A 12866-nucleotide genomic window follows, 5' to 3' on the forward strand; every position below is an offset into this window, starting at 1 on the left:
ATCAAGCGAAACTTTCATTATTCATAACTTATCTTCGTTTCACTTAATTCCTTACTATGTAACACTAGCAAAATAATTACCGTTTCGCTCTAATAGGTACACAAATTTCACAAAGATGGTTATCAACCATCTTTTTCATGTATCGCTCAAAAACTGGTCTTGTATCTATTTCATAGTCGCTATTTAGCAAGTTAGAAAAGATTTCAATCCATGCTTTTTGAATCGCCTCTGCCGTATGCTCTACTTCATAAATCGCATATTTCCCGCCGGGTAATTCACTTTCCGCAACAAAATCGTCAATTGGTTCATTTTTTTCAATAACGATGCAAGCATCATAACGACAACTTTCAGGTGGCGTTATTTCTGGATTGTCATGCGAAATTCCTAATACAATCGCTGTTTCATCTAAATGTTTTTTCTCCGCAGCCCAATTTTTTAATTTCTCCATCGTTTGCACGTTACCAAACCCGTATGGACCAACTTGTCGCACATATGCAATTCGATATTTTGGTAAGTTCTCAATTTTACTATTCATATAACACTTCTCCCTTTTAAACATATTTACTACAAATCAAAGATTATCATGATTTAAAAATTTAATCGTCTTAATTTTTATTTTTTATACACCTAATATAATGAACTTCCCTAATTTACACATCACAATAAAAGCGTCGTTTTATCTATAAAACAATATTTTTTATTAAGATATAAAAAACACCTTTTAGCCTAACTAAAAGGTGTTTTTCAGTGTTATTAATGAATATCATGTTTTTTGAAGTTACCGCCTTTTACTTCCGCTACATCGTATACCGTAACAAAAGCATCTTTGTCGATTTCATGAATAAGTTCCTTCATTTTACTTTCTTCTAAACGGTTAATCACACATGTGATTTCTTTAAATTGTTCCTTTGAATAACCGCCATATACTTCATTATAGGTTGCACTTCGTCCTAAGCGTTCTCGAATTGTTTCTACCATTAAATCTGGCTCTTTCGTAATAATTTTAAATGTTTTCGATCCGCTTAAACCAACTTCAACAATGTGGATTACTTTAGATGCAATAAAATACGCAATGGCTGACAGAATCGCCCCTTGAAGGCCAAACACCGCTGAAACAAAGATAAAAACAAACATATTTAAAAACAAAATTAAATCACTTGTCCCAAACGGTAATTTACGAGACAGTAATACAGCTAACATATCAATTCCATCTAATGCGCCGCCATTACGAAGAGCGAGCCCCATCCCAAAGCCTATAATAATACCACCAACAACGGTAACTAGCAATGTATCTCCTTCAATAATCGTTGGAATTTCATGCATCAGGATCGTACCAATCGCAAGTGAAGCAATACCGATAATGGAAAAAATAGCAAAACTTTTACCGATTTGCTTATATCCTAACCAAACAAACGGGATATTAATGACTCCAATTAGCATCCCTAATGGTAACCCAAATAGTTGTGAGCTAACGATACTTAAACCTGTTACTCCCCCATCCGATACGTTATTTGGAATTAATACCGCTTCTAATCCGTATGCTGTGATGAATGCCCCAATAATAATCATCAATACTTTCAAACATATTTTTAGCTTCTTGGGCTTGTGTGTGTTGATTTGACTCATGTTGTTTCCTCGCTTCAAACTTATTTCTCTTTTGCTTATGTTGATTGAATCTGCTAGATTCTATTTTAACATATTATTAACAAACTACCTACCACCTACATTACCTTGAAAGGGAATGTTTCTAGTACATAGAAGCGTATTTACTTAACCAGTAACTACAAACGCCGCTTACAAAAGAACATACGTTCGGAATAAAGTAACCACTTTACTTGACCTAAAAAATAAGCTGCCTATAAGCCAGTTTACCAACTTATAGGCAGCCACCCCTCTTATTTTTTTATAATCCCTAGCTCAAATTGAATATGTTTCATTTAACTTGCTTATATATGTTTATTTTCAAATACAAAACCTTAGTTTAACTATACACAGCTTCTTTCTTGCTTAAACCAAGTGTCTTAGATGTTGATGTATGAATTTCTTGGAAAAGTTTTGGATTTTCTACTAATGAAATACCATAGGAAGGAATCATATGTTTTATTTTTTCTTCCCATTTTTCCATATATTGCGGGAAACATTTTTCTAACACTTCAAGCATAACATTAACAGCTGTAGAAGCACCTGGAGAAGCACCAAGTAATGCAGCGATTGATCCATCAGCAGCACTAACAACTTCCGTACCAAATTGAAGCGTTCCTTTTCCACCAGTTTCAGTATCTTTAATAACTTGCACACGTTGGCCTGCTACTACTACGTCCCAATCTTCCCCTTTCGCATTCGGAATAAATTCGCGCAACTCTTCAATACGCTTTTCGTTCGACAGCATCACTTGTTGAATCAAATATTTCGTCAATGCCATCTCTTTTACACCTGCAGCGAGCATAGTAAGTACGTTATTTGGTTTTACAGAACCTAATAAATCAAGATTTGAGCCCGTTTTTAAAAATTTTGGTGAAAATCCAGCAAACGGTCCAAACAACAATGTCTTTTTATTGTCAATATATCTTGTATCAAGATGCGGAACAGACATTGGTGGAGCACCAACTTTCGCTTTTCCGTATACTTTCGCATGATGTTTCTCAATCACTTTTGGATTGTTACATACCATAAATAGTCCACTTACTGGGAATCCGCCGATATGTTTTGATTCAGGAATCCCTGTTTTTTGTAGTAAAGGTAAACTTCCACCGCCAGCACCAATAAAGACGAACTTTGCAGTATGATATTCAATTTTACCATTGTTCATATCATGAACTTTTACTTCCCATAATCCATTTTTCATGCGTTTAATATTTTCAACACTATGTTTATAATTTAATTCAACATTCTTGTTTTGTAAGTGTTCAAATAACATGCGTGTCAAAGCACCAAAATTCACATCTGTTCCAGATTCCATTTTCGTTGCTGCGATCGGTTCATTTGATGTACGCCCCTCCATAATAAGCGGCATCCATTCCTTTAATTTTTCAGGGTCATCTGAAAATTCCATTCCTTGAAATAGCGGAATATTTGATAGCGCTTTAAAACGTTTTTTCAAAAATGTTACATTTTTTTCCCCTTGTACTAAACTCATATGAGGTATCGGCATAATAAATTTCTGTGGATTACGAATCAGATTGCTATTCACAAGATAGGACCAAAACTGTCTAGAAAGCTGAAATTGCTCATTAATTTTGAGGGCTTTTTTAATATCTATAGATCCGTCAGGTTTTTCGGATGTATAGTTAAGCTCACAAAGTGCAGAATGGCCTGTACCCGCATTATTCCATTCATTCGAGCTTTCTTCCCCTGCGCCCTCAAGTTTTTCAAACATTTTAATTTCCCATTCAGGTGCTAACTCTTTCAGTAATGATCCTAAAGTTGCGCTCATGATTCCAGCGCCAATTAAAATAACGTCTGTTTTTTTCTGCATGTTGCTCATGATAATCTCTCCATCCCCTATATTGGCAAAAAAGAATCGGCATCTATGCTCAAATATAAAAAGCAATATGCCCCCTAGGCCCTACCTAGGAATATATCTTTTTTGTCTCAATTATAACCATCTCATACTCTATTATAATAATTAATAGACTAAAATATCTAGTATTATCTGATAATTATTTATAGACTAAAATATCTGGTATTATTTTATGATGATAATTCGTCAAACGCGAATACATTCTTTAGAAACTTAAAGTGAACAAAAAGAAGAGAAACTGAAAAGCTTCTCCTCTTTTTAAGATGCGTGATCTTTCTTTTTCATTAATGTTCTTTTTTTCATTGCTTTCGTTAAATATCCACCTTTAAAAGAACGAATTTCATAAGAAGACATGAACGCTTTCGGCGCAATTCTGTTCACAATTTCCAACAGCTCTTGTTCTCTTGAACGCTTCGCCACAATGTCTAATCGATAACGAACAGAATTAATTCCTTCCCCTTCAAACAATGTAACACCAAACCCCGCATTTCTTAATTCATCCACTAGTTCATTACAGCGATCTAACAAACTAACATGATACGTAATATAACCGATAGCTAATTTATTTTCTATATAACCACCTAATAAAAGACCGGCACTAAAACCAATTATATAGGCTACAATATTCATCCAATTTGATAAATCTTGAAATACAATCCCTAAACTTATAATATAGATTGCACCTTCGAGTAAACCAACACCAGCAGCGGATCTTGTTTGATTTTTTACAAGCAAAATCGTCCGGATTGTTAAAACAGGAACATAAATAATTTGAAGTACAAAAATCAGTAACGCTTGTAACATATATATCCACCTCTTTTCAAAAAGTCTTTTGTCATCATAACATACAAAAGCTTGAGAAAGCGATGGTTTTCCCTAACATTTTTTAAGAATTTTCTTACACGTCACATAGCGCTCTTTATGTAGTACCCTTTCTATTTTTTCTTGTTTTCTTCTTTCACTAATTGCATGTTTGCATAAGCTAAGTTTGCAATCATCAAAAAGTGACCTCCTAAAATTCCCGTTCCAAATGCCCACATTTCCATTTCATGTTCGATTTCATACATAATAATGGCTCCTAATATCGCAGCTGCAAAACGATTTAAAATGCCGATTCCAGGAACTCGTTTCTTCAATATAATATTTCGTCCTATTTTCTCAACTCGTCTAGCTAATAGCCAAAGACAATATGCACTTACTGCTAATCCAATCCCAAAGCCGGTTACTTGTTTGGAAAACGGAGTAATCGTTCCTATAAGTAGCAAACTACTAAAAATCATATACAATTGCAATCGATAAACGCGCAATGCCATTTGAATCAACAATATCCGCTCCTAGTTATCAATTTTATTTTTCTTTTGATTCAGAAAGAAAGCAGCAACCTAAACAGTTGCTGCTTGTTCTTGTTGTTGATCAATTTTCCGAATTTCAATGCGCTTAATTTGATAAGAATCTTTTTCAAGCACTTTAAATTCATAATTCTCTGCTTCCACACATTGTCCTTCTTCAATCTCATGATTTTGCATCATAATCCAACCGCCAATTGTATCTACATCTTCTTCCTCAATGTGTAGACCAAATAAATCTTTCACTTCTGAAATCAACACTTTTCCATCCACAATCTTATGATGTTCATTTACGTGTTGGATTGGCGGATCTTCATCTTCATCATATTCATCACGAATTTCCCCAACAATTTCCTCTAATATATCTTCAAGCGTTACAATTCCAGCTGTTCCTCCGTACTCATCATATAATACAGCCATCGGAATTCGCTTCTTCTGCATTTGTAGAAGTAAATCGTGAATTGGAGTTGTTTCCATCACTTCAATAATTGGGCGCATATACGCACGAATGGATGATAAATCTTTCGTATCATTGTTCATATATCGAATAAAGAAATCTTTTACGTTAACCATACCGATAATATCATCTTTATCCTCTCCAAAGATTGGATAACGTGTATATCGCTCATTTTGGATAATTTTCATGTGTTCTTCTACTGAATCTTCAAGATAAAAGCCAACAATCTCTGTTCGTGGCACCATTATCTCTTTAGCAATGCGGTTATCGAATTCAAAAATGTTATTTACATATTTATATTCTGCTTGGTTAATTTCTCCACTTTCATAGCTCTCCGAAAGAATAAGACGTAATTCTTCTTCCGTATGTGCTACGTCATGTTCAGAAGCTGGTTTTAAGCCAAATAAGCCTGTTACAACACGAGCAGAGCTATTTAGCATCCAAATAAACGGATACATCACTTTATAAAATATCATTAAAGGTCCAGCAAATAATAAAGTGATCCTTTCAGCCTTTTGAATTGCCATTGTTTTCGGAGCTAGCTCTCCAACTACAACATGCAAATATGTCATAATCATAAACGCAAGACCAAAAGTTAATACATGTGAAATGGAAGGGGTTAAATTCCACTTTTCAAACAATGGACGCAATAATTTTTCTATCGTCGGTTCACCTAGCCAACCAAGTCCCATTGCTGTAACTGTAATCCCTAGTTGACAAGCAGATAAATATTCATCTAAATTCGTTGTTACTTTTTTTGCTGCTAGCGCACCGCGTTTGCCTTCCGCAACAAGCTGATCAATGCGACTTGAACGTACTTTTACAATCGCAAACTCCGCTGCTACGAAAAATCCAGTAAATGCGATTAAAATCGCAACCATGACTAAATTAAATATCTCCAATGAATCCCCTTAGTAAAAAACTAAGGTGTTCACCTCCTGTATACTATAATGTTTTCTCATTTACGTTTCTTTTCTTTAGAAAACATAGCGCTATACAGAAATTAAAGGGGATAGATACAATTTACACTATAAAAACATCATTAGTGTTTGCATCAAAGCTGTCGTTTGACCAGATAAAGATTTTGATATTTTTTCTCGTTGTGAATCAGTCAATCCATCTAACAGAGGTTTTAACTGTGTTAATTCTGTTTCTAATCGCTGGATATGTTCTGTCACTTCGTTCACCTGTTTCGAAACGTGTTCATTGATACCGAGCAGCTTTTTCTTCTCCTCGATCCTCTCTTTAATCTCACAAAGCGGCATATGCATTTCTTTGCATTTCTCAATAAATTGTAGTGTTTCAAATGCTGTCTCGTCGTAATAGCGATAATTGGATTGAGATCGCTCCGCTTTTAAGATACCTAGATTCGTATAATAATCAATCGTTCGTTTCGAAACATGAGCCAAGTGAGCCAACTGTCCGATTCGATACACCTTCCCAACGATCTTCCCCCCTCATTTATATTAAGAACATCATACAATACATAAACTGTACAGTCAAACGTGATGGTTTATTATTCACAATATATGCTAACATTTCATTTCAAATGTCACCTGTATTCTATGATTTCCTTCTATTTGTAAAGGTAGTATCTTTCTATTTATGTTACCATTAATTTATAAATATTCACACAATAGGGGGATCTCTATGGCATTGGACATGAAAGAAAACTGTCAAACATGCAACAATTCACTACAATTAGATTCGGAAGCTTATATTTGTACGTATGAATGTACATTTTGTGCTCCATGTACTGAAAACACGCATCATATTTGTCCAAATTGTGGAGGTGAATTAATACGTAGACCAAAGAAAAAGAAACATCTATTTAAAAATCCCTTTTAATGTATCACCAATTATAGTAGCTAAATATTCATAACCCTGCTCACTAAAATGCAATCCATCCCGTTCTTCATTCTCTAAAAATCTTTTATAATTGGATTCTTGTATCATAAGAGAATGTAAATCTAGAAAATGACTTTTTGTTTCTTTCGCTACTTCTTCCATCACCTTTGCATACTGCTTTAATACTTCATTTGTTCTCGCAAGTTGTCTTTCTTCATCGACTGGCGCAGGACTAATAAGAAGTACCTTTTCTGGAGAAATGCTTCGTACAATTTTTGTTACATTTTCTTTATATTCTTCCTTTGGCACTTGCTTATAAAATGCCGCATCATTTGTCCCAAAAAAGACCGTTACAAAGTCTGGGTTCAAAGATAAAACATCCTCTTCTATTCTTCTTAAAGCATCAAATGTATCATCACCAGGAACTCCGGCATTTACAACTTTCCACTCTGGAAATTGCTCTTGTAGGCGCGGTGTTAACCGACGCGCACCATTCCAAAATGTTTCATCGGCTGTAATGCTATCACCAAAACATACGAATGTATTCATTTTTCTCTCTCCTTATTATTACATACCTTACTTATTGTACCACCATCCATAACACCATTCCCAATCAATTGTTCAATGATTTCTGAAACATTCATTTTCCCCATTCCTACTTCACAAATAGATTTAGAATTACCATAATGAAACCACCTTATCTATGATTAGACAATTACGAGAAAAAACCTTTAGAAATCCTTGTATTATATAAAAAAAATACGATTTGTTTTTATTGATAATACAGTAGCAAATATATTTTCATTCTTCTGCTTCTCATCATATGCTGTCACTTCGCTCAACTTCACAAATCCCCCTCTTCGCTTTTATATTTAAAAAATACGGGAATAATAAAAAAATACTTTGAACACATAGGAGGCATTGTATGAAACCTGATTTCTTGCAAGCAATTCAAAACGCTGTTGGTCATATTGAACACATTCATATCGAAGAAAGCGGAGCGGACAGCTTACTCATTCATCATGATGATCCGAATAAACTAACACAAGTTGCGAAAACATTAGAAAGTCAAAACTTCTATTCTGCAATAAGACATAATGGACAAACATCATTTATTGAAGTCATCAACAAATGAAAAAAGTTCGGTCATATCCCGAACTTTTTTATCCTTACACTGAAATTTCAAACTCTCTTACATACACTGCTGTTCCTGCCACTTCAACATGTAATACATTATCTTTCTCTGTTCTCTGCACATACACTCGTACACGTCCATCTTTGTGTATCTCCTGCCCTTGTTCAACAATACATATCATTTCCTGTTCTTTATCTTCCTTCAAAAATGTAGCATAATAGGCTCCCATTACACCAGAAGCTGTTCCTGTTACTGGATCTTCAATTGTTCCAGCATACGGTGATGAAAAATGACGACCATGCATATGCGCTTCTTCATGATACGTTTCGAAACAAAACGGATGAATAGACGCGTTAGGTATTTCTACTAAAATAGATGGAAAGAGCTTATTATTTGGTTTCATCTTTTCGCAGGCAACCAATGTTTTAATAGGTACTAATAATGTCCAAACCCCTGTACTTCCATATACAATTGGTAATGTTTCATCTATATCTTCTTCATGAAGACCGATGCTCCGTGCTACCTCTTCTTTAGAGCCATGAAATCCTTGAAACTGTGGTTCTACTTGTCGCATTCGAACATATACTTCTCCATTCCCATCTATTTCTACGCATACTGGTAAAATTCCAGCTTTCGTTTCGAGCAAAAGGTTACGGACTTCTTTCCATACTCCTCTTGTGTAAAGAGCATATATAGTAGCCACTGTTGCATGTCCACAAAGATTCATTTCATGACCTGGCGTGAAGTAACGAATCTTTATATCGGCAACATTTGAAGGGAATACAAAAGCGGTTTCGTTAAATCCTACTTTTTCCGCGATACGCTGCATCTCATAATCTGTTAATCCTTCTGCATCTAATACAATCCCTGCTGGATTTCCCATATTGGGTTTATGACTAAATGCCTCATAATGAAATACCTTTATTTTCTTCATTTTGTATCCCCTCATCTTACAGACTTTTTCATACAAAAATTAATAGAAATAAACAAAGGAGCTATTCGTCGTTGAGCAGAGCCTCTCATCTTACTCTAAATTTTCATAATACCACTTACATTCATCTAACCATGCTTAAACTAATCCATCGCTGGATTACTCATTTTTCCAGTTAAAAATAAGAATGTTGATTTTTCCCTTCAAAAAGAATAGAAGTAATATAACCAATACTCACAAAGCACTCTATTCACAATCTCAGTAAAAAAACACCATATCAAATGTATACCCATTGGATTAAAATGCAAAATAAATAATTTTATTATATATTACAATATTAATGGATATGTATACAAATTGCCTATCATAACATTACTATATCCCACATTCTCCTTCTACACATGATAGATATAGAATAGCACCACACTAATGAATGGGTGAACTTGTCCACGCTCTATCATATGCTTGTCCTTTCCCAAAACAGAGAAACGCCCTCTAGCAGACACCAACACTCTTCAGATACATATTGAGGTAACATCTTGGAAACTCCCCCTATTCATTATACTGTTTCCTGCTCGTCTACATTCCTTGTTATTGTATGATTTCTAGATATGGATTAAGTCAAAGATTATTTTTAAATTATCTCAACGAATAAAACTCAATATCCTGTCAATACTGTTGATAACCTTTTCTAACTTACCCAAAAGTTGAGCAGCAAAAACAAATTATTTCCAATGGTGGTGGGTCGGTTATTATACGAATGTAAATCACAATAAGTTATAAAATACAACATTATCTAAACTAAGAAGTATGATAACCATAACCTTTAGCCATAATTATAACTAAAGTTTTCTTGAATATAACATGACAAGGAGATATTTTATGGAAAATAACAAGAATGGAATACTCGCTTTAGTTGTTTTTGCTTTAGCTTTAGCTTTTTTTGTTGTTGGGATGATTTATTCATTGTGGGGAGCATTTTGAAGCGGTAATACGAGCAAAGACACTTAAAACCTCAAACTGCCTCAAAGACCCTAGCTTGTTAAAGCATGCACCGATACTTATGGGACAGCCCCTTTTCGAAAGCACAGAAATATTTAAAATGGTTATAATCATTTTAAACAGTTGGGAAATTTGCATTAACCAATTATATTATCCAAAGCATTTTATCACTTATGATTTTCTCAACGTGTTTTAAAGACATATCAAAATTAATGTGCTGGCAGCTTTGTATCTTTCAATGTATATGTAGTATAGTTTGGACTAAATTTTTTCGATTACAAATGGTTCTTATTCACGTACACTACACACAGAGTACGGTGATTTAAACATACAAATTCCACGTGATCGTAACGGTGAATTTAAACAACAGACAGTGGCGCCCTATCAGCGCTCAAATGATACGCTAGAAGCAACCGTTATACATCTATTTCAAAAAGGAATTACGATGACAGAAATTGCACATTTCATTGAGAAAATGTACGTTCATTATTACACAACTCAAACCATTTCAAGTGTGACCAAAGCTGTATCAGAACAAGTAAAAGCTTTTAACCAACTGCCCTTACATACACGTTACGTGTATGTATATTTAGATGCGGCATACATTGCCGTGCGCCGTGAAATTGTGTCAAAGGAAGCCGTCTACATCACTATTGGCATTTGTGAAGATGGTTCAAAAGAAGTACTTGCCTATACGATTGCACCAACCGAGTCAGCGCATAACTGGAAAGAGCTCTTAGAAGAACTAAACGAACGCGGTGTGGAAGATGTGCTTCTATTTATTTCAGATGGTTTAAAAGGTATGGTAGACACTATCTCAAGCGTATTTCCAAAAGCGAGATATCAAACTTGTTTAGTCCATGTAGCACGCAAGTTGTCGCACAAAGTTCTCGTAGAAAATCGTCAAGCGGTATGCGATGATTTCAAGACTGTTTATAAAGCAGATTGCCTAGAATCTGGTCGAGAAGCGCTTGATGCTTTCTGTTTAAAATGGCAAAAGGCCTATCCAAAAATGGTGAAATCACTTCAAATCAATCAGCATATGTTGACGTTTTACAGCTTCCCAAAGGAGATTTGGAGAAGTATTTATTCAACACATTGAATTGAATCTTTTAATAAACAAATCAAAAAATACACAAAGTGTAAAAAACAGTTTCCAAATGAAGAGTCAATGGAACGCTTCCGAGTCTCGCAATTTGAGCACTATAATCAACGCTTCGCCACGCGTTGCCACATCGGTTTTAATAAGGCACGTGCAGCATTAGTAGCGATGTTTGAGGAACTTGAAGCGTAAAATTTTACCTACAAATAAAGTTATTTTTGTACCAAAAGTGACGTTCTATCTGAAAAGGTTAAAAAGTCATTTACACAAAAATATTGACGGTACCAGAAAAAGGAATAGACAAAAACGCAAACATTGTAATTTATTGCATTTAAAATATATTTAATATTCCTATTTACCTTTCTCTCTTTTTAGTAATTTTAATAATTATAAAAATTACTAAAGAGATAATCATATAAGTAATTAAATATTTATAACCAAAGGAACTAAAATCAAAAACTAAATTTTTGAAAGTGATAACACCTTCAAAAAATACTTGTAAAATTAAATATACTGTTATGGTTAATGGAATTGCTAACCTAAAATTTCTTGGAATTGATATCCAAAGTTTAAACAAAAAAGCTTGAAATTTATTCAAACAAAACCTCCAATTCACATGATGTAAAAAGTATTTATCTTATATAAAAATATCCAAAAATACATATTAATTACAATAAACCGATATTTTACTAGTTCGCACCCGGCTAAACTAACAAAGGAGAAACCCACTCAAAAAATCTCCACCTTTCCTCCATTGCATTCCGAAATTCAGCTGATGTTTAACTTTCGACAAGCCGAACAGACCAGAAACGGGGTTAAGTTTCTCAACTTGGACTAGCAATTATATCAGCCGAACCATCAGTTTTTCCGTTCTCAATATTATTATTTTTCTGTACGAATCAACGCTATGTGGGGTTTCGTCCCCACACGACGAGCCAGCACTCACATCCAAAAACAAAGGAGAACATTTTTCTGAACATTCCCGATGATACATCTTGTTAAATTTCCGGTTATTTCTATGTGAATTATATCAAATCAATGTATAGACAAAAAGACTTGTATTCTTTTTCCAATAGTTTATCATTTTATTTGTAAAGTAAAATGAGAGTGGCAATTAAATATATGGGGCATTACTTAGATATTTCTAGTTCTATTGAAGATTGGTTAACTAGATCTATTCAACAAGTAGCTCCAACTTGGATACCAGATTGGAAAATTAAAGGTGTCGTAAAAACAATTACATTCTATTTATCGATTTAAATACATTAGAAGGAGGTAGTTTATGAAATATCTATCTATCGTTTCAAAACTTGTATTTTTTATAATCATACTTGTTATTGTTATTGTTATTGATCATTTTGAATTATATAAGTATTTCGGTTTATCACAAACAATAACAAAAACAATAAATCCTTTCGGAATTTGGATAATTATTATTGCTGGTGTTTTATTGATTATAGAATGGATGCAAAATAAACGATGAGTTTGTTTAATGTATGTAAAAAGAATGTTTTTATCTTTAACA

Annotated in this window: 14 protein-coding genes and 2 pseudogenes; 6 read left to right on the plus strand and 10 right to left on the minus strand. The window is 34.1% G+C overall.

The window, feature by feature from the left end; genetic code table 11:
• Positions 1-76: 76 nt before the first annotated feature.
• The 7 genes from BCER98_RS10885 to BCER98_RS10915 all read right to left on the minus strand — a co-directional run bounded on the left by BCER98_RS10885 (position 77) and on the right by BCER98_RS10915 (position 6759).
• Complete coding sequence (locus tag BCER98_RS10885; RefSeq protein ID WP_012094589.1) at positions 77-535, minus strand: AraC family transcriptional regulator; 459 nt, start codon at positions 533-535, stop codon at positions 77-79.
• 218 nt (positions 536-753) lie between these two features.
• Entirely contained in the window at positions 754-1626 is an 873-nt protein-coding gene (locus BCER98_RS10890; protein ID WP_012094590.1) for a YitT family protein, read from the minus strand.
• Between the two features lie 355 nt (positions 1627-1981).
• The gene (locus tag BCER98_RS10895) at positions 1982-3484 is read right to left on the minus strand and encodes a malate:quinone oxidoreductase (protein ID WP_012094591.1); all 1503 of its coding nucleotides are present in this window, start codon (positions 3482-3484) and stop codon (positions 1982-1984) included.
• Between the two features lie 294 nt (positions 3485-3778).
• Positions 3779-4324: a DUF2179 domain-containing protein gene (locus tag BCER98_RS10900; protein WP_012094592.1), complete on the minus strand. Its 546-nt coding sequence runs from the start codon at positions 4322-4324 to the stop codon at positions 3779-3781.
• A 131-nt stretch (positions 4325-4455) separates the two neighbouring features.
• Complete coding sequence (locus BCER98_RS10905; RefSeq protein ID WP_041809815.1) at positions 4456-4842, minus strand: ATP synthase subunit I; 387 nt, start codon at positions 4840-4842, stop codon at positions 4456-4458.
• Positions 4843-4902: 60 nt separating this feature from the next.
• Positions 4903-6225 (minus strand): hemolysin family protein, encoded by a 1323-nt coding sequence (locus BCER98_RS10910; RefSeq protein ID WP_012094594.1) that lies wholly within the window; start codon positions 6223-6225, stop codon positions 4903-4905.
• Positions 6226-6351: 126 nt separating this feature from the next.
• Positions 6352-6759, minus strand: a complete 408-nt coding sequence (locus BCER98_RS10915) for a MerR family transcriptional regulator (protein WP_012094595.1) — start codon at positions 6757-6759, stop codon at positions 6352-6354.
• Between the two features lie 214 nt (positions 6760-6973).
• Here BCER98_RS10915 and BCER98_RS10920 point away from each other — a divergent pair, with 214 nt between their 5' ends.
• A complete protein-coding gene (locus BCER98_RS10920) occupies positions 6974-7171 on the plus strand; it encodes a DUF1272 domain-containing protein (RefSeq protein WP_012094596.1) in 198 nt (65 codons plus the stop codon).
• Here the strand turns inward: BCER98_RS10920 and BCER98_RS10925 are convergent.
• Positions 7151-7720 carry an SGNH/GDSL hydrolase family protein gene (locus BCER98_RS10925; RefSeq protein WP_012094597.1) on the minus strand — a complete coding sequence of 190 codons (570 nt, stop codon included), beginning with the start codon at positions 7718-7720 and terminating at the stop codon, positions 7151-7153. The genes BCER98_RS10920 and BCER98_RS10925 overlap by 21 nt on opposite strands.
• Positions 7721-8096: 376 nt before the next feature.
• On the opposite strand from BCER98_RS10925, the gene BCER98_RS10930 reads away from it, so the two are divergent.
• Positions 8097-8306, plus strand: a complete 210-nt coding sequence (locus BCER98_RS10930; protein WP_012094598.1) for a hypothetical protein — start codon at positions 8097-8099, stop codon at positions 8304-8306.
• Between the two features lie 34 nt (positions 8307-8340).
• On the opposite strand, the gene BCER98_RS10935 is transcribed toward BCER98_RS10930, so the two are convergent.
• Positions 8341-9240, minus strand: a complete 900-nt coding sequence (locus tag BCER98_RS10935) for a PhzF family phenazine biosynthesis isomerase (protein WP_012094599.1) — start codon at positions 9238-9240, stop codon at positions 8341-8343.
• 1121 nt (positions 9241-10361) lie between these two features.
• Here BCER98_RS10935 and BCER98_RS23075 point away from each other — a divergent pair.
• Positions 10362-10565: pseudogene (locus tag BCER98_RS23075) on the plus strand (DUF418 domain-containing protein); the annotation flags it as partial.
• Positions 10520-11533: pseudogene (locus BCER98_RS10940) on the plus strand (IS256 family transposase); the annotation flags it as partial. The pseudogenes BCER98_RS23075 and BCER98_RS10940, both read left to right, overlap by 46 nt.
• A 163-nt stretch (positions 11534-11696) precedes the next feature.
• On the opposite strand, the gene BCER98_RS10945 reads toward BCER98_RS10940, so the two are convergent.
• Positions 11697-11939, minus strand: coding sequence for a hypothetical protein (locus tag BCER98_RS10945; RefSeq protein ID WP_041809818.1), 243 nt, complete (start codon positions 11937-11939; stop codon positions 11697-11699).
• A gap of 509 nt (positions 11940-12448) precedes the next feature.
• On the opposite strand from BCER98_RS10945, the gene BCER98_RS22530 reads away from it, so the two are divergent.
• A complete protein-coding gene (locus tag BCER98_RS22530) occupies positions 12449-12601 on the plus strand; it encodes a hypothetical protein (RefSeq protein ID WP_162533135.1) in 153 nt (50 codons plus the stop codon).
• A gap of 22 nt (positions 12602-12623) precedes the next feature.
• A complete protein-coding gene (locus BCER98_RS10950; protein WP_041809820.1) occupies positions 12624-12824 on the plus strand; it encodes a hypothetical protein in 201 nt (66 codons plus the stop codon).
• Positions 12825-12866: the final 42 nt, after the last annotated feature.

The organism is Bacillus cytotoxicus NVH 391-98, from assembly GCF_000017425.1.
Taxonomy (GTDB): Bacteria; Bacillota; Bacilli; order Bacillales; family Bacillaceae_G; genus Bacillus_A; species Bacillus_A cytotoxicus.